At 37.9% G+C, this 18,097-nt stretch carries 15 protein-coding genes; all 15 read right to left on the bottom strand.

Going from position 1 to position 18,097, the window contains the following annotated elements:
• Positions 1-11: 11 nt before the first annotated feature.
• Positions 12-599, bottom strand: coding sequence for an acyltransferase (locus TI10_RS19035; protein WP_049584915.1), 588 nt, complete (start codon positions 597-599; stop codon positions 12-14).
• Positions 600-617: 18 nt separating this feature from the next.
• Positions 618-1,667, bottom strand: a complete 1,050-nt coding sequence (locus TI10_RS19030) for a Gfo/Idh/MocA family protein (protein WP_049584928.1) — start codon at positions 1,665-1,667, stop codon at positions 618-620.
• Positions 1,668-1,681: 14 nt separating this feature from the next.
• A complete protein-coding gene (locus TI10_RS19025) occupies positions 1,682-2,992 on the bottom strand; it encodes a nucleotide sugar dehydrogenase (protein ID WP_049584927.1) in 1,311 nt (436 codons plus the stop codon).
• Between the two features lie 805 nt (positions 2,993-3,797).
• Entirely contained in the window at positions 3,798-4,757 is a 960-nt protein-coding gene (locus tag TI10_RS19020) for a DMT family transporter (RefSeq protein WP_049584926.1), read from the bottom strand.
• Positions 4,758-5,190: 433 nt separating this feature from the next.
• Entirely contained in the window at positions 5,191-7,065 is a 1,875-nt protein-coding gene (locus TI10_RS19015; protein WP_049585040.1) for a polysaccharide biosynthesis protein, read from the bottom strand.
• Between the two features lie 9 nt (positions 7,066-7,074).
• Positions 7,075-7,686: a sugar transferase gene (locus TI10_RS19010; RefSeq protein WP_049584925.1), complete on the bottom strand. Its 612-nt coding sequence runs from the start codon at positions 7,684-7,686 to the stop codon at positions 7,075-7,077.
• Positions 7,687-8,844 carry a DegT/DnrJ/EryC1/StrS family aminotransferase gene (locus tag TI10_RS19005; RefSeq protein WP_049584924.1) on the bottom strand — a complete coding sequence of 386 codons (1,158 nt, stop codon included), beginning with the start codon at positions 8,842-8,844 and terminating at the stop codon, positions 7,687-7,689.
• 10 nt (positions 8,845-8,854) lie between these two features.
• A complete protein-coding gene (locus TI10_RS19000; RefSeq protein WP_049584923.1) occupies positions 8,855-9,865 on the bottom strand; it encodes a glycosyltransferase family 2 protein in 1,011 nt (336 codons plus the stop codon).
• Positions 9,866-10,040: 175 nt separating this feature from the next.
• The gene (locus TI10_RS18995; protein WP_244161660.1) at positions 10,041-11,231 is read right to left on the bottom strand and encodes a glycosyltransferase family 4 protein; all 1,191 of its coding nucleotides are present in this window, start codon (positions 11,229-11,231) and stop codon (positions 10,041-10,043) included.
• A gap of 44 nt (positions 11,232-11,275) precedes the next feature.
• A complete protein-coding gene (wecB, locus tag TI10_RS18990; protein WP_049584921.1) occupies positions 11,276-12,346 on the bottom strand; it encodes a non-hydrolyzing UDP-N-acetylglucosamine 2-epimerase in 1,071 nt (356 codons plus the stop codon).
• A 5-nt stretch (positions 12,347-12,351) separates the two neighbouring features.
• A complete protein-coding gene (locus TI10_RS18985; RefSeq protein WP_244161659.1) occupies positions 12,352-13,440 on the bottom strand; it encodes a glycosyltransferase in 1,089 nt (362 codons plus the stop codon).
• 11 nt (positions 13,441-13,451) lie between these two features.
• The gene (locus TI10_RS26210) at positions 13,452-14,246 is read right to left on the bottom strand and encodes a hypothetical protein (protein ID WP_244161658.1); all 795 of its coding nucleotides are present in this window, start codon (positions 14,244-14,246) and stop codon (positions 13,452-13,454) included.
• Positions 14,247-14,670: 424 nt separating this feature from the next.
• The gene (locus tag TI10_RS18975) at positions 14,671-15,783 is read right to left on the bottom strand and encodes a D-glucuronyl C5-epimerase family protein (protein ID WP_049584918.1); all 1,113 of its coding nucleotides are present in this window, start codon (positions 15,781-15,783) and stop codon (positions 14,671-14,673) included.
• 1 nt (position 15,784) lies between these two features.
• Positions 15,785-17,008: an oligosaccharide flippase family protein gene (locus tag TI10_RS18970; RefSeq protein WP_049584917.1), complete on the bottom strand. Its 1,224-nt coding sequence runs from the start codon at positions 17,006-17,008 to the stop codon at positions 15,785-15,787.
• A 5-nt stretch (positions 17,009-17,013) separates the two neighbouring features.
• Positions 17,014-18,084 carry a DegT/DnrJ/EryC1/StrS family aminotransferase gene (locus TI10_RS18965; protein WP_049584916.1) on the bottom strand — a complete coding sequence of 357 codons (1,071 nt, stop codon included), beginning with the start codon at positions 18,082-18,084 and terminating at the stop codon, positions 17,014-17,016.
• Between the last annotated feature and the right edge of the window lie 13 nt (positions 18,085-18,097).

Here is an 18,097-nt window from a genome sequence, read left to right as displayed (position 1 = left end):
TTATCCTTTAATTATTTTATTCGCACGACACGATTATTTTCTAGCTGATAAATATGGTGAGTATGAGGACAGGTGGCGGTGGCGTGTCCGTGTAGCGGTAAATCTAATTGTTCACCAAATTCACTCATCCAGCCAATCTGTTTAGCCGGCACGCCCACCATCAGGGCATAATCGGGGACGTCTTTATTCACCACCGCGCCGGCGCCAATAAAGGCATAAGCGCCAATGGCGACGCCACAAACAATGGTACAGTTGGCGCCTAAGGTGGCGCCTTTTTTTACCCGCGTGTTTTGATATTCACTTTTTCTTTCAATCAGTGAGCGGGGATTATAAACGTTAGTAAACACCATGCTAGGGCCGCAAAATACCCCGTCTTCCAGATGAACGTTGTCATAAACCGAGACATTATTTTGTATTTTGCAGTGATTGCCGATGGTGACTTGGTTGCCGATAAAGACATTTTGGCCTAAAGAACAGCCTTCGCCAATTTGCGCGCCAGAGCAGACGTGGGTGAAATGCCAGATACGGCTGTTTTTGCCGATTTGGGCCCCATCATCCACGATGGCGCTGGGGTGTATCATTACGTGTTCTGCTGACATGAGACCGGTTCCATAGGTTTAATAGGTTAAAGGCAAAGAAATAGTTTTATTGTCTCTGGCAGACAGGTAAGCGGCGATAAGCAGCTCCAGGGATTTTAAGCCTTCCCGGCCATCGGTTATCGGTTTGGCTTCGCCTTTCATCACCTCAATGACATTTTTATAATAAAGCGGATGACCAAAGCCGTACACCGAGGTGGTTTCGTAATTGGCGGCTTTGACTTGCTGGTCATACTCTTTTTCGTCAGCGAAATGCCATGCCTGGATTTCATTGACGGCTAAACCCCCCACTCTGACCGTGCCTTTTTCCCCTAAAATGGTGATTGACCCTTCGAGATTTTGCGGATAAGTGCACATGGTGACGGCCATCGACCCTAATGTGCCATCCCGCCAGCGGATATTGAGTACCCCGGTATCTTCCGTTTCGATATCTAAGTGGGTGGACGTCATGGCCTGAACATCTTTGACCGGGCCGATTAACCATTCAATTAAATCCACATAGTGGCTTGCCTGATTCATGAAGGCGCCGCCATCAAATTCCCAGGTACCCCGCCAGGCGGCCTGGTCATAATAGGCTTGGGGACGGGTCCAGAAAACATTGAGGTGGACCAGATGGATTTTGCCAAACCGTTTTTCGCTGACCGCGCGTTTCAGTAATTGCAGGGTGGCATTTAAGCGGTTTTGTTTGACGACAAAGAGGTGTTTGCCGGCTTTATCGGCGGCTTTAACCATGTTTTCCCCATCAGCCAGCCGGGTGGCCATCGGCTTTTCGGTGACGACATGAAAGCCTTTATCAAAGCAGGCCATCGCCTGTGCGGGATGCAGGCCGGATGGGGTGGTCAGGATAATGATATCGGCGGTGATGGTATCCAGCATGGTATTTAAGTCGCTAAAACCCGGGACGCCGGTTTTTTCTACCGCCGCGTTTAATGCGTCTTGATCGTTATCACAGACGGCGACTAATTCGGCCGTTTCTTGATGTATTTCCAGCGAATTGAAATGATTTTTAGCGATCCGCCCACAACCGACTAAAGCAAATCTTATCTTTCTGTCTTTGATCATACTCAGCATATCTTATCCTAAAGTTAAGCTTTGATAATATTTGTGTGATTGGGTGAATATTTACCCCGGGTATCGACAATTAATGTGGCGTGGTTGATAATTAATTCATAATCAAATTTATCGTGGTCGGTGGCTAAAATAACGCAGTCGAAGTCTTTGAGACTATTTTCCGTGACAGGCTGGCTGATTAAATTAAAATGATGCTCCCGCATTTTCGGGAATGTCGGGACATGCGGATCGGCATATTCAATATCGGCCCCTAATTCTCTTAATTTTTCCATAATATGTACTGAGGGGCTTTCTCGCATATCATCCACGTTCTTTTTATAGGCGATACCGAGGATTAAGATGCGGCTGCCATTAATGGATTTATTCGCTTTGTTGAGGGCTAATACAGTTTTGGTGACCACATAATCGGGCATGGAAGAATTGACTTCGCCGGAGAGTTCAATAAAGCGGGTATTGATACCGTATTCCCGGGCTTTCCAGGTTAAATAGAAGGGATCAATTGGAATACAGTGACCGCCTAATCCGGGGCCGGGATAATAGGGAACAAAGCCGAAGGGTTTGGTGGCCGCGGCCCGGATCACTTCGTGGATATCAATCCCCATTTTATCGGCAACGAGTTTCATTTCGTTGACTAAGCCGATATTGACCGCCCGATGGATATTCTCCAGAAGTTTTGTCATCTCGGCGGCTTTGGTTGAACTGACGGGAACCACCTGGTCAATCGCGTATTGGTAAACGGCGATACCGGCTTTTAAGCAGTTTTCCGTGTGGCCGCCGATGACTTTAGGAATGGTGCGGGTTTCGAAATCAGGGTTACCCGGGTCTTCTCGTTCGGGTGAATAGACCAGGAAGATATCTTCGCCGACGGTTAACCCGCTTTCTTCAACCCGGGGAAGTAACTCTTCTTCGGTGGTGCCCGGATAGGTGGTGCTTTCTAACGAGAGAACCTGTCCGGCTCTTAAATACGGTTTTACCCTGTCCGTGGTGTTAATCACGAAACTGATGTCGGGTTCACGGTATTTATTTAACGGCGTGGGGACGCAAAGAATAATGGCGTCGCATTGCGCGATGTGGGTGAAATCGGTCGTGGCTTCGAAACCGGTCTTGATCGCGTGACTGATTTTGGCCGCGGGAATATGTTCAATGTAACTTTGGCCCTGATTTAATTTATCTGTTTTTTCTTGATCAATATCGAAACCAATGACTTTAAAACCAATATCGTTATATCGGAGCATTAACGGTAAGCCAACATAACCCAGGCCAACAATGGCAATGGTGGCGGTTTTATTATCAAATTTCTCGGTGAGAAGGTTGAGTGAGGACATATTTTGCCTTTTTAAGGTTCCTGTTTAAATAACGAATCTTTAAACAACGAATCTATGAAAATAAAGAAAATAAATAACATTCAGTATTTAGCAGAATACTATTTGTTTTCATAAGTTTTACTTGATAGTTGGAATTCTAATTAGGCTGTTAGGTGATTTTCATTAGCATAGTTACTGAAGTAAATAGAGGTATAACGTTAAAGCTACCGCACTAGGTTATTGGCTCCCAGAGTGCCTGTAATATTCGGAAATCTTACCTATTGCACTGATTTTCCAATACTTTTGTCTGTCTTAACAAAAAGTAATGGGGGATAAGATTTTGTAACTAGTTGAGGGGAGATTAGACTGTAAATTTATCTGGGTCAAGCTTAACAGCCAACTTGTTTAACTAATTGGTAGAATACAGTTAGCTGAAATCTGTATTACCGCTCATGGAATGGCGGTTAGATCTTACCAAAACATACTATGATGCCTTGTTTTTCAACAGATTTCCTTCTATTCCATTCGCCTCGGGATGTGGCAATATTTCTGTGGATATCCATCGGATAGTAAAGATTAATTGTGACATCATGTTTATTTAGCATTGTGATTGGAGAGATAACAATATTCCTATCCTTCAACCCAAAATCTTTGAAGGTATAGGTAAACCCAGTGGTGATTGTTGTTTGAAAGTCAGGGAAGGAAAGTGGTTGATGTAGGTTCGAGAATATTTGGCAATATGTTATTGATCGCTAGTAGAGCTTTAGAGTTTTTCTTTAACGATAGCATTAAAACGAACTTAAATTTGCTACGAATAGAATCGCATTCATTTAAGCGTTAAGATCAGTTTTTTGATGTTAAGTGGATTTACAGCAGTCAGGAATGAGCCAGCGGAGACGCCTACACATAGGAGCAATAGCTTGATAGAGACGGGTTCATCTACCAGTAAACAAGCAAAAATTACTGCCCAGATAGCATAAGTGATGTTTAAACTCATAGCACGGATGGGTTGAAGCATGCAGATTGCTTTGTAGTAGAAGAGGTACGATAGCGTGGCTACCAGAGAAGTGAAGAATAATAAGGAGTATAATTCTATATTTGAGAAAGTGTGTACAATACCAGGAAAGGAGTGAATGAATAATATGATAATAACTAAATAGCCTACGGAAGATGATAATTGCCTTATAAAATAAGCGATATCAGCAGGTATATCTTTATTCATGCCGTAAGAGCTGATAACAACTTCGGAGCTCCAGCCGAGTGCGCATATAAAAGCAAAAATAAAGCCTATCCAGCCAGATATTGTCTGAGTTGATGCTGAATAACCTAGTATCATAGTACATACAACGGCTAGTATTAATCCCAATATACCGATAAGGTGAATACGATCTTTTAGTAGAAAAAAAGAAATTAACGCCCCAATAGCAGGGTAAGTTGCTGAAATAGTTGCTGTGTAGCTAATACCAATGTATTGAATAGCTAAAATATAACAAGACATGCCAATTGGGCCGCCAAATATAGCCGCCAGTATAATTATTCCATTTTTCTTATTCTTGGGGATAAGGCGTATCGTTCGGTATTTTCCTTTAACTACAAGATATATAAACATATATCCGCACGAAATCGTATCATTTAGGAATGCGAGTACGATGGGAATGAAAAAACAACAGGAAAGTGCGGTGTTTTTTAGTAATAATGCGAAAAGTACGCCACTTAGACCCCAGAAGACACCAGAGGAGAGTCCATAGGCATTGGCTGTTATTTTACGGTTGGTGAATATAGCCATTTGGGTACTGTTTCATAAATTTATAGACTCATGCTAAGAGATTAGCTCAATAATTTCCAGATGTTTAACCATTTTCCTTTGTTGAGGGAATAAATGAAGGAAGTATAATGCATATGATATATCTAATAATGAGATTTTTGTTGGCTTTTTATTTTAGTTTCCTGAATTATATAATTTTTAATTGCTCGTGTGTTAAAAATTTCATGGGATTATTGTTTATCCAGAAGACTAATATTGGCAATATAGACGGTTTTGTTGGTAGTTGATATATGGATATACTAGGTCTATTTAGTGAGAAGATTTATACCCAATAGATTTCGAGTTGCAGCGCGGCGGCAAGTGAACGAATCCCCAGGAGCATAGATAACTATGTGACTGGGGTGAGTGAAAGCAGCCAACAAAGCAGCAGCTTGAAAGATGAAGGGTATAGATATTATTTTAGAAGATCGTAAATATAATCTTTAGGATGAAAATCAATAGGAGCATTGATGAGGATCTTCCTAATATTTTCAAAATCGTAGTTTTCACAAGATGTTTTTAGATCATTTAATAGTGGATTTAATTTATCCCAGGTCAGAAAAACTTCATTGGCTGTCATTATTCTTGGGTGATTGGTGCCAGAAACATTATCACCAATTAAGAGCTCTTCATAAAGTTTTTCACCAGGTCTTAATCCGGTAATTTTGATTCCGATATCGCCATGAGGATTGGTTTCATCTTTCACTGTTAGTCCGGAGAGATGAATCATTTTGCGGGCGAGATCATAAATTTTTACTGATTCTCCCATATCCAGAACAAAAACATCGCCATTATTGCCCAGTGCCCCTGCCTGGATAACTAATTGGGCGGCCTCTGGAATAGTCATAAAATAACGAGTAATGTCTTTGTGGGTGAGGGTTATCGGTCCACCACTTTTTATCTGTTTTTCGAACAGGGGAACAACGGAACCGGATGAGCCAAGAACGTTGCCAAAGCGAACCATTGAGAATTTTGTGTGGCTGTTCTCTTTAGCAAAGGCTTGTAATATTAGTTCTGCGAATCTTTTTGTCGCGCCCATTGTATTTGTCGGGCGGACGGCTTTGTCGGTAGAGATTAATACAAATTTTTCAACTTTTTGATTGATGGCTGCTTTAGCAAGTGAGAGGGTACCAAAAATATTGTTATTAATGCCCTCTATGGTGTTCATTTCTACCAGTGGAACGTGTTTATATGCCGCCGCGTGGTATATGGTATTAATGTTAAATTTATTGATTATTCTGGTTATTTTGTCTGAATCTTTTATGTCGCCTAAAATTGCGGTAATCATGATATTCAGATTTCTATCTGAATTTATCTTTTGTAACTCTTTTTCTATTGAATAAAGGCAATATTCGGTTAATTCAAATAGGACTATCTGAGAGGGAGACTGAGTGATGATTTGTCGGCATAACTCTGATCCGATTGAACCGCCGGCACCGGTAATAAGAACATTTTTGTTTTTGATGTTTTTACTGAGTAGGCTTTGTAATGGATCAACTTGTTCTCTTCCTAATAGATCATTAATGGAAACGCGTTTCAGTGAGTTTATTTGCGCTTTGCCTTCAACCAGATCATTGAAGCTTGGAATGGTGAGGATTTCACAATGTTCTTTTTGGAGTCTTTCTAGTATTTTTTTTCTATTAGATATTGATGCGCTGGGTATGGCTAATAATATTTTCTTTATATGATATTTTTCTACTAAAATCGTTATCTTCTCTGGCGGGAAGACATAAACCCCATGAATCGATAAATGATGTAATTTATTATTATCATCAACAAAAGCAATTGGGTTGAATTCTCTATGTTCTCTTAATATGGGTAAGAGTTGCCGGCCAGATTCTCCTGCTCCATATATGATAACCGGAGCGCCTTTATATTTTATTAAATTACGTAGCGTTCTATAGACAAATCTTGTGCCGCAGAGCGAGATCACTAAGAAAGAAAAATAGATAATCGGTACGGTTCTAGGCAAAAATGCTTGTTGATATAAGGAAATGGCGGTTAATAGTAGAGTAGATAGAAATGAACCAATAATAGCCCATTTCAATATACTCATGTTGACATATTTTAATATCGATCGATAAAAGCCAATTCTTAAGAAAATGAATAGTGTGAAAGGTATGGTGAATATAATCGTTAACCAATGTTGTAAGCTGAAAATGGGTACTTCTCTATCAAGGCGTAGCCACATGCTTAGCCAGTATGAAATAATGATAATAAATATATCTACAATCAGAAGAACGATGGTCTTGATTAATCTCTCTTGGTTGAAAAGCATTTTCTTGTTCATCATGGTTAATTACCTAAAAACTACTTTGTAAATGGTTTTAAAAATAATTTTCAGGTCATAGAAAAATGACTTTTTATCAATATATTCCAGATAGTACTTGGCTTTTATCGGCATAATAATGTCGATATAGGCTTGATGAGGATCGTTATATTGGCTTAATATCTGGTTTTCATCGATCATTTCGATGGAAGCCAAATCTGTTATGCCGGGTTTTACCGATAATATTTTGTTTCTGACATCATCTGGATATTTTTCCATAAATTGTGGCACTTCAGGTCTTGGCCCGACTAAGCTCATTTTTCCTCGAACAACATCAATTAGTTGAGCTAATTCATCAATTTTATATTTGCGTATAAATTTTCCAGAGTTGGTAATACGGAGATCATGACCAATAGTAAGTTGTCCTTTTTGCTCCGATCCAGTGGTCATGCTCCTAAATTTGTGAATATAAAAATCGTGATTATATTGGCCCACTCGTTTTTGTCGGAAAAAAATAGGTCCTTTCGAATCCATTTTTATCCAGATAGCAATAGTGATTAAAATAGGGAGTAATAGGATGAGTCCAATGAGAGAAGAAACAAAATCAAAAAGCCTTTTTATCGCTAAATAATATGTCATCATTTATGCCAAGATCTCTTTAATTGTTTTGATAACGTAGATTTGGTCTTCTTTTGTCATTTTTGTGTATAAAGGAATGGATACAATTCTTTTAAAATTTTCTTCTGCAACTGGGAAGTTGTTTTCGTTAAGAGAATAGGTATTTTTCCATATAGGCTGTTTATGCAGTGGAATAAAATGGACAGAGCAGCCGATATTTTTTTCTGCCATTTTTATAATAAAGTCATCTCTGGATATGTTGACTTCATCATTTAATCTAATGGTATATAAGTGCCACGCGTGTTGGCTATTAGGTTCTTTAGGTTTCGTGGGTAAGGTAATGGGCAGATCTTTTAATTCATTATCATAGAGTTTAGCCATTTCCTCTCTTTTCTTATGAAAAGTATCTATTTTCTGTAGTTGGTGGATGCCGATGGATGCACAAATATCTGGCATGTTATATTTATAGCCTGGCTCAATCACTTCGTAATACCAGGCAGGTATTTTGGATTGATATCTATCAAAGGCGTCTTTGCTAATGCCGTGGAGACGCATTGTTTTTGCTCTTTTTATGATATTTGGATTTCTGGAGACTAGCATGCCGCCTTCCGCTGTCGTCATGGTTTTATTCGCGTAAAAGCTGAATACAGTGACATCAGTGTCTAGCGTGCCAATTTTCTTTCCCTTGTATAAAGTCGGAAATGAGTGGGCGGCATCCTCAACTATTCGTAGATTAAATTTTTTAGCGATTGCAATGATGGCATCCATATCACAGGATAAACCTGCAAAGTGTACCGGCATAATCGCTTTAGTTTTGGTAGTTATGGCTTTTTCTATTGCTGTTGGATCAATATTCAGGCTGTCAGGTAAGGAATCAACAAAAATGGGATGAGCCCCCAGATAACGGACAACTTCCGCTGTTGCGGTGAAGGTATAGGTAGGCACGATAACTTCATCACCCGGCTTAATATCTATGGCTTCCAGCGCTAAATGCAATCCCGCTGTTGCTGAATTTACCGCAATGGCCTCAACATCAGAATCTAAATATTGGGCAAAATCTTGTTCAAATCTTTTGGTTTTAGGTCCGGTGGTTATCCAACCCGTTTTAAGTGAATCAATAACTTCATTAATTTCTTCTTGACCGATTTCTGGGAGTGCGAAAGGGAGAAAAAAAGAGTTCATGTAATAATCCTTATCTTTTGTTTTTTACGTGGAATTTCTTATTGAATATAATTTTCATTATTCCAATGAGATACCCTGATCCATAAGATAAATGTATGCACAGAAATATTAATGGTAAGAAAATATAGTTTTTTTTATTTTTAAAATGGGCTTTTATTGTTACCAATAAAGTTAAGAAGAAATAAATAAAAATACAACCTATATATAGATATAAAAATATTGAACTAATGAATGAGAGGATTAATCCTAGGATTAACCCTAAGACAAAAATTGGTGGTATTAATTGCCGAAATGATGTTATTTTTTTCAATTTGAAATTGACTAGTGGTTTAAATAAACCGTATTGGTAAAACATAGAACAGATTTTTTTAATTGAGTCTCTGGGGTAATAATCAATAATAATATCTGGGGAAAGATATATATTACCTCCATGCTTTATAATTCTATTGTTAAATTCATCATCTTGGTTTCTGATTAAATCCTCATCAAATAACCCTATTTTATCGAATATTGTTCTTTTGAAAAACCCAAAAGGTACCGTATCAACTTTTTTTATATTATTAATGCCAGTTCGAAAATAGGCGTTACCCATTCCAAAGCGACTACTTAAGGAATATGCAATATTATCGGCAATGGTTGTAGAATTACATGGTTTTGTATTGAAAATTCCACCTATATTATCAGCATCAAGTTTTTTTGATAAACTATATAGTTTGGATAAATAGTTACTGGGATAGCTGGAATGAGCATCGATTCTGGCTATATATTCCCCTGATGAATTTTTTATACCAATATTCAGAGCAGCAGGGACATATTTCGCAGGGTTGTATAGTAATTTTATGAAGCCATACTTTTTAGTGTAACTCTGAATTATCTTTAAAGTATTATCTGAGCTATAACCATCTATAAAAATAATTTCTAATTGCCCGATAGGGTAATCTTGTTTTAGAAGTGATTCAATACACCCCTTTATATATTTTTCTTCATTTAATATAGGGCAAATAACTGATATGTTTATCATGGTTGAATAATCACTCTATTTGGATAGTAATGATAGCTATTTAAATGTAATTCCTATATTTTGTTCAAATCCTCCGGTTTTAGGTCCGGTGGTTATCTATCCTGTTTTAAGTGAGTCAATGACTTCATCAATTTCAGATTGCCCAATTTCAGGTAATGCAAAAAGGAGGAATTTATTATTCATGATTGATTATGGCCTTTAGGAAGTTATCTGCCAGTATGGAATAGGTGTGATTTTCTAAAGCGTAAATTTTGCCTTTTTGCCCCATTTGGTTTAATTTGTCAGTTGATAGCTTACTGAGTTTTAATAAGGCCTGAGCAATGTCTTCTGGCTTGCCTGATTTAACGCTGATACCGCAATTCACGTCAGAAACGGGATCGTTACCGGCATCAATTGCACATAAAATGGGTTTGCCTGCCATCATATAGTCAATAAGTTTATTCGGGCTGATGCCAAATCTGAATAATGATTGCTTTTGTAGTCCTATATAAGCAATGTCAATTTTATTGAGTAGTGTGGGTATTTGAGTTTTGGGGATTGGATCAAAGAATATAATGTTATTTGTTCCTAGTGATTGAGATTCTTTTATTAAGTTATCCTTTTCAAATCCTGTTCCGACTAATAAGAAAGTTATCGGTTTGTCATGAAGCAGTGAAGCCGTTTTGAGTAGTTTTCCCAGCGCATTTGGGCGTCCGTGGGCTCCGCTATAGCATACAATTTTATGGCCTTTATTTTTTTCAGTTATAATAAGTTCTTCTAGTGAATTGTCTAATGGAGTAAATTCACTTGCCCAATCCTCTACAACCACGCCATTAGGAATAATATGTAATTTGCTGAGGTCTAATCCATGTGCTTTCGTGTGTTCCTGTACATTTGGCAGCATGGAGATAACCACATCAGCATATTTATAAGCCGAGTTTTCAGCGAATTGACATAATTGAATAAATGGATGTTTAGGTGACATTCCACCTAATTCTATGGGTGAAAGAGGCCATAAATCATGAATTTCAAAGACCAGTTTTGCATTAGCTTTCTTAGCAAGACGCTTGGCAATCCATATATCCATTGGATATGTACTTGAAGCAATGACAACATTAGGTCGATATTTTTTGACTAAGTTATGACTATCAATCCAAATTTGTCGCAAAAAAGAGAAAATATTTTTGACTCTGGATAATCCATTTCCGCTATAGCTCGGGGTGGGATACCAGACATATTCTAATCCGTTAATATTTTCGGTGGTTTTTTTATTGTCTATCAGTTTAGGTTGTTTGGTCCGCACATGAGAATAAGAGGCGGCGAGTAGGGTAATATTATGTCCCGATTTAACCCATTCTTGCCCTAAATGATATGGACGAAATTCCATACCCAGGTCCGGCGAACCGGCATAATGGTTTATATAGACAATGTTCATAGTAATTTTTCTAATTCGTCAGCAATGCGTGTCGCGGCGATACCGCCGCCATACATGGATTGAACCGAGCTCATATCAATACCCATCATGTCATGAACGGATTGGGTTATTTTGTGACTGTCAGCCTCTGAGAGTTTGTTGACCCCTGCGGTAATTAATTCTATCCATTCAGTTTGATCCCTCACGGTTACACAAGGTTTGCGGAAGAAGAAAGCCTCTTTTTGAAGCCCGCCGCTATCGGTAATAATCAGGGCGGTGTTTTTGAGTAACCAGATCATCTCTAAATATCCCACTGGCTCAATTAAATGGACATCTAAATGCAAGCCGTATTGTGCTAACATTTTTTTAGTTCTTGGATGAATTGGTATTACAACAGTAGCGATTCTTCTGTGTATATCATTCAATGCGTTTACTATTTCAGTCAAACGTGCCTGATTATCGGTATTTTCAGCACGGTGGAGTGTGGTTAATATGAAGTTTTGTATCGAATCCAGCCCATCAGGTTTTTTGGCTGTTTGACTGAAATATAAAGCCGCATCTTCCATTACATCGCCGACTTTTCTGATATGAACGGGTTTTGAATTGAAGCCTTCTTCTTGTAGATTATTGACGGCGGTATCTGTTGGGCAGAAGAGAATTGAGCTGACATTATCGGTTAATATTCTATTGATCTCTTCGGGCATCTGCATATTAAAACTGCGTAGACCAGCTTCAACATGGATAATGGGAATATGTAATTTAGATGCGGCTAATGCGCCCGCTAAAGTTGAGTTTGTATCACCATATACCATAACGGCATCCGGTTTTTCTGTGATAAGGACTTTTTCAACTTCGATTAGCATCTTGCCGGTCATTTCACCGTGCGAGCCGCCATGAATATTGAGTGTGTAATTCGGTTTAGGAATGGCTAATTCATTAAAAAATATATCAGACATATTAGTGTCAAAATGTTGTCCGGTATGAATGATAATCTCTTTAAATTTATTATGATTTTTTAAAGCGCGAGACACTGGGCTGGCTTTAATGAATTGTGGTCTGGCGCCTAATACGGTAATAATTTTTTTCATATCGATTAACGTCCAATGTGTTGGTAAAAGTTGTTAAGTTTATTTTGTTCAATATCCCAATTGTATTTTTCATTGACTGCTATAAGCCCATTACTACCCATTTCTTCTGCTATATCAGGATTATTTGATAGGTAGTCTATCGCATTTGCTATTTCCTTAGGGTTTAATGGATCGATACAAATGCCACAGTGGTTTTTTACAACAATCTCTTTCCATAATGGGAAATTTGAAGCGATAACAGGGATACCCGCACTCATATATTCGAATATTTTATTGGGTTGGGCATCAATATGATTGGGGAGTGGATGATAGAGAACGATACCCGCAATAGATTTAGATAAGAGTTCTTTGGTTTCTATGCGATTTAAAAATCCCAATGCATCTATTTTGTGCCAATTTTTCATGCTTTTTATTTTATTCTCTAGAGCGTTATCCGAAAAATTGCCCGCGAGTTTCATTGTTGTATTCGTCGTGAGGTGAGAGAGGGATTCAACCATCTCGGCTATACCTCTAATGTCGGAGATGCCGCCGACATAGCAGACTTGTTTTTCTTTTTCGTGCCAGTTGGCATGTTTATTATGCAACTCGCCTAATATGGGGTAGTTATTAATGTCTAGGGTGTTGTTATTGAGTTTTAAGAATTTATCTCTTATTGACGGTGTGGCGGTAATAATGCCGTCAAATTTAGGCGTCGAATATTTCTCGTAGAGAGCGAATAATTTAGAGATAATCATCTTAGTCAATTTATTTAAATAGGGCTTGCCAAAAATTTGTTTAGGGACATCCTCATGGGAATCAAAAATAACTATTTTACCTTTCTTTTTCAGTTTTAGTCCGATAGGGATGAGCTCTGGATCATGGAAATGATATAAGTCAGAGTCTAATTCTAATGCTTTTTTATAAACTTTATGGGTTGTTTTAAAGATTCTATTTAATCGACCAGGTAATATACCGACATCAATGATAGCAATGTTATTCTTGATTTCATTACCTTTACCATCTGCGACAATAAGGGAGACCTCATGTTCTTTTTGTAAGGCAGAACATTCTTTTAGGAAAATACGGGTGTCGAAACGTGGATGTACCGAGGTCATGTGTGTGATTTTCATAAGGGTATTTTGTTAGTTTTCGTTGGGAATAAAAATAATAATATGCTTAATGCCAGCAGCCCATAGGTCAGTAGCAGTGCTGTAATCGCTGAGTTTGATATTGTGTATACGAAGGGTAAATAGAGTGTTGTTGAAAATTCAAATGGAACTTTTTTTGAACTCAGGTTCATGGCAAAGAGCAATATATTAAATATAAAAAAGTTTATGATTAAACCCAGTGTGCCGTATCTGGCGATACCGTCGCCAATAAAGCCGGTATTAGCTGAACCTGAGGTGCCATAATAGATTTGAGAAACTATTTGAGGCGCTTCTGTCGTAAATTCACTGTTGTTGTTGTAGATATAATCATAAAAGTAATAGGTATTTAATGTCGGTGTGAAGAATACTCTACGTAGCCAATGGATAAGTGGATCATAAAAATCGAAAATAAAATATAATACCCCGGCGGTAAGGAATAAATAGAGAATGATATTTATCACCGAATGACTTATCGATTTTGTTCCTTTTATATAGAAGTAGAGAATGATAACCGCAAGATTCATGAATGCTATGCTTTTTAATCCTGAAGAGCTGTAGATTAAATAGGAAATCAAAATGCTTATTGTAATGAGGAGATATTTAATCGGACCTCTTATATAGAGTGAAGCTAATAGTAGCAATGGTGAAATAACATATCCCCCATTGGTGATGATGTACATCGTGAGGAGCGGTGTGTTGTCTTTAAAGTGTTGTCTGATGGAGTAAACTTTAAATATATTAGGGGGTATTAAACTTAACCCAGGGTTACTCATGACAAATAAGAGTACAATAATACCACAGCCTATTATCAGTATTTTATATAAGTCCCACGGGATTTTTATTTTCGGTATCGTTATTCTATCTATTATCCGAAAGAATAATATCGATGAGAAAAATAATATATTTATTGTGCAGACGAAAATGATTGAATAGACAGAAGCTGAATTAATCAGTGGGAATATAATGGATACTGGTATAATGTAAGTGATATAGATTAACCATAAGAAAACCATCACCGGATTTTTTTGGTTGTTGAGTAAAATGAGCGGTAAAAATGATATCCAGCAGAAAAAAATACTTAAATAACCTTGTGGGGTAATATTATAGCCTCTTACCTCATGGAATGTGTCTAATATAAGCACAGAATTCAGGTAGATAATAACCTGATAGATAAATATTTTCAGGATTATTTTAATATTATTTTGCATTTTTTCTGATAAAGAAGTAAATGAGTGATAATACTAAGACAGACAGGAAATACATCGTGATAAATTGATAGTATGCCCAACTAATAGGGCCATGTTTTATGTAATAATACCCGCTATTATCTGCGGATTTATTCCAATTATTATATAAGTCTATTATTTCTTTGTTTTTGAAATTTTGATTTCTCTCTATTAGATCTTTTAAAAGAAGGGTATGTATTTTATGATATTTAATATTACTTGGATTGCCAATTAAATCATAACTGGACCATTCATTTTTTATGTCGAACTTAAATATATTATGACTGATTGATTGATATAATTTATCGGCTATTCGGGCATCTTCACGTATATTTAGATAATTCTCAAAGGATTCAATGCCATAAGTCGAGTAGATCATGCCGTTTAATACAAAAGCCAATTGGTCTGAATTGGCTTGGGGATCAACATATTCTTCAATCCAGGGCATATTATCTAAGGTTGTTAAACTGCCGCCTTTCTGGATAGGCGCTAGTGATGATTGATAGAGTAATTTCGACGTTAGCAGATATTTATCATCATCAAAATAGTCATAAGCTCTTAATAGCAGAATAATGGCATAGGCATCTGTTAGTCCAGACCACCAGGGGGCAGAGAGTTTATTATTTTTATAGCCTTTATATGACCAATCAAAATCATATAAGTAATGATTTTCACCATGAAATAGTTTTATGTTATTTAATAACCAGTCGGCTGAAAATTTAAAATTAGCCATTAATTCGTTTTGATTGAATGTCGGTGGCGGGACATTCCAGCCGGGTAAGGAGGAGTCAGTTCGCCATAATATATTGACGTTATCTTTATTTAAGCCTAAAGAAGAGTATATCAGGCCATAGTGAACAACATAAAATGGGGATAAGAATGGCTTTGAAATATGAGGTGAGTGTGATAAAGGAAAACCATTGCTATTAAATTCGCGCTGTGTGAATTTCCCTTTCATGACCAGGTTTCTCACATTACCGTTGAATTCATCCAGCTCATAAGCATATTTATTAAATGTATAGCTGACAATCATCACGATAATGAGATAGGGGATTATTTTTATTATATTTTTGCTTTTCTTCATTTTAACCTTCTTTGCGCATGAAAGATAATTTTAAAATATAGGCTGTACTTGTCATATAAAGAACAAAACTGATGAGTGAAAATAATAAAAGGGTCAGATAAATATCGCCTAATAGATATCCAGCAAATAGAGCTATTAATCTTAATATAATTGATGTTATCTGAATAAATAAATTGCTTTTCTGATGCTCATAAATCGATAAATATATCGATAACGATGAGTATATTATTTGTCCGCATAAGTGTGGTATTAAACATAATAGATATTTACCTGATTCATGCCATCCTTCACCAAAAATAAAGGTTATGATGGGTATGCCCGCGAAATATGTCACGATAGCAAATAGAATGGCAATGCCCGTTAGGCAATAAAATGTTTTTTTTATCTTGAAGAAAGGGGATATAAATGTGTCTTTTAAATATCCTTGTAATATAGACGAAACGGTTTGGCTTAATAGTGTAATGGGGGCGCCTGATATTCTGGCGGCAATTAAGTAAAACCCCGCGGATTTCAGCCCGTAGGTGGACATGATAAATAATTGAGGCAGCTCATTACTTAACGTGTTAATGAGAGCCGCAGGAAAATCATAAACGGGAAATTTATAATATTTATGAGCAAGCAGTTTTATTTTTCTAAATTCATGTTTGCCTATAATTAAACGATATTGGGATCTTTTACTTAAAAATAGGACGCCTAATGATTGACCTAATATTTGCCCTAAGATGAGGCTGCTTGCGCCTAAATGGGCAATGCCGCCAATGATTTGAGTGCCAATCATGGCAACGGTTTGCGTTATTTTAGTAATAGAGAGCGCATGGTATTGTTTTTCTCTTATACTATTGAAACTCACTGCCCGGTAAAACCCGTAGGTGATAATACCTAGCGGGATATAGTATAGATAATTTCCTATAATTATTTTCTCTGAAATATCAGATATTGCAAAAACAATGATAACTATTAGGCTAATGGTTATTGGAATAATGCAAGATAAGGTGACTAATGAATTAATTTCACGCGTTTTTCCTGATGAACTTATTGAAAATTCATAACGGAGACAAGCGCCGACGGCAAAAACACTTAAAAGCGATGAAAATGACGCATAAATACCTAATTCTTCCGGTGAAAATAATCTGGTTAATACAGGGGTTGATAGTAATAATAATATCTGGCTAATTAATGATGAGAGTAATAAGCCAGATATATTCCTCAATAATTTATAATTCATAGATTTTAAATTGAACGGGCAATTTTATTAATTAAATCTATGGATAAATAAGGATGCATCGGCAAGCTAATCACTTCTTGTGCGATTTCGTCCCCTATAGGCAGAACACTATGGCTGGCCACCGCCGGTTGTTTATTGAGGGGAATAGGGTAATGTACAGCGGTGGGAATGCCTTGTTCTTTTAATTTGTGTTGTAATGCATCGCGGTTTTTAACCCGGAGAGTATATTGGGCATAGGCGGAGAGATTGTGTGGCTCTATATATGGCGTGGTCAGGATGCCGATGTTATTCAATGCCTGATGATAGTTTTCCGCCACCGTCTGACGTAGTGCCATTTCTTCCTCAAATATCTCCAGTTTGGGCAGCAGAATAGCCGCTTGCAGAGTATCTAAACGGCTGTTCACCCCGACTCTGACATGATGATATCGGCGGTCTTGCCCATGACGGGCAATCTGACGAATAATTTTCGCCAGCTTTTCATCCTGGGTGAAAATAGCGCCGCCATCCCCGTAACACCCCAACGGTTTACTGGGGAAGAAACTGGTACAGGCAATGGTGGTGAGGTTACAGGAGCGTTTGCCTTTATAAGTCGCGCCAAAACTTTGGGCCGCGTCTTCGATGACGGTCAGGTTATATTTTTCTGCGATGGCATTAATTTCATCAAAATCGGCACATTGGCCGAATAAGGAAACCGGCATGATGGCTTTGGTTTTCGGGGTAATCGCCGCTTCGAGCTGCGCGGGATCTAAATTGTAGGTCGTGGGCTTGACGTCAACATAAACCGGCACCCCGCCCAGTAGCGCAACGGTTTCAGCGGTGGCAATGTAGGTAAAGCCGGGGGTAATCACTTCGTCGCCGGGTTTAATGCCAATCGCCATTAAGGCAATTTGCAGGGCGTCGGTGCCATTGGCGCAGGTAATGCAATATGGCGCCCCGGTGTATTCAATCAGCCTTTCTTCTAATTCGGCTACTTCGGGCCCTAAGATATATTTTCCGTGTGTGAGGACTTTCTGGATATTCGCGTCAATTTTATCTTTAATTCTCAGTTGTTGTGCTGCCAAATCAGTAAATTGCATGCCTTTATCCTTT

The sequence above is a fragment of the Photorhabdus luminescens subsp. luminescens genome (genome assembly GCF_001083805.1).
GTDB lineage: Bacteria > Pseudomonadota > Gammaproteobacteria > Enterobacterales > Enterobacteriaceae > Photorhabdus > Photorhabdus luminescens.
The sequence above is the reverse complement of the archived record's forward strand: the minus strand, read 5'-3'. Positions and strand labels throughout refer to the sequence as shown.

What these genes read in the sequence shown, in the direction of transcription:
- TI10_RS19035 (WP_049584915.1), bottom strand. Translation starts at nt 599, where the DNA reads ATGTCAGCAGAACACGTAATGATACACCCCAGCGCCATCGTGGATGAT.
- TI10_RS19030 (WP_049584928.1), bottom strand. Translation starts at nt 1,667, where the DNA reads ATGCTGAGTATGATCAAAGACAGAAAGATAAGATTTGCTTTAGTCGGT.
- TI10_RS19025 (WP_049584927.1), bottom strand. Translation starts at nt 2,992, where the DNA reads ATGTCCTCACTCAACCTTCTCACCGAGAAATTTGATAATAAAACCGCC.
- TI10_RS19020 (WP_049584926.1), bottom strand. Translation starts at nt 4,757, where the DNA reads ATGGCTATATTCACCAACCGTAAAATAACAGCCAATGCCTATGGACTC.
- TI10_RS19015 (WP_049585040.1), bottom strand. Translation starts at nt 7,065, where the DNA reads ATGAACAAGAAAATGCTTTTCAACCAAGAGAGATTAATCAAGACCATC.
- TI10_RS19010 (WP_049584925.1), bottom strand. Translation starts at nt 7,686, where the DNA reads ATGATGACATATTATTTAGCGATAAAAAGGCTTTTTGATTTTGTTTCT.
- TI10_RS19005 (WP_049584924.1), bottom strand. Translation starts at nt 8,844, where the DNA reads ATGAACTCTTTTTTTCTCCCTTTCGCACTCCCAGAAATCGGTCAAGAA.
- TI10_RS19000 (WP_049584923.1), bottom strand. Translation starts at nt 9,865, where the DNA reads ATGATAAACATATCAGTTATTTGCCCTATATTAAATGAAGAAAAATAT.
- TI10_RS18995 (WP_244161660.1), bottom strand. Translation starts at nt 11,231, where the DNA reads ATGGAATTTCGTCCATATCATTTAGGGCAAGAATGGGTTAAATCGGGA.
- wecB (WP_049584921.1), bottom strand. Translation starts at nt 12,346, where the DNA reads ATGAAAAAAATTATTACCGTATTAGGCGCCAGACCACAATTCATTAAA.
- TI10_RS18985 (WP_244161659.1), bottom strand. Translation starts at nt 13,440, where the DNA reads ATGACCTCGGTACATCCACGTTTCGACACCCGTATTTTCCTAAAAGAA.
- TI10_RS26210 (WP_244161658.1), bottom strand. Translation starts at nt 14,246, where the DNA reads ATGAGTAACCCTGGGTTAAGTTTAATACCCCCTAATATATTTAAAGTT.
- TI10_RS18975 (WP_049584918.1), bottom strand. Translation starts at nt 15,783, where the DNA reads ATGAAGAAAAGCAAAAATATAATAAAAATAATCCCCTATCTCATTATC.
- TI10_RS18970 (WP_049584917.1), bottom strand. Translation starts at nt 17,008, where the DNA reads ATGAATTATAAATTATTGAGGAATATATCTGGCTTATTACTCTCATCA.
- TI10_RS18965 (WP_049584916.1), bottom strand. Translation starts at nt 18,084, where the DNA reads ATGCAATTTACTGATTTGGCAGCACAACAACTGAGAATTAAAGATAAA.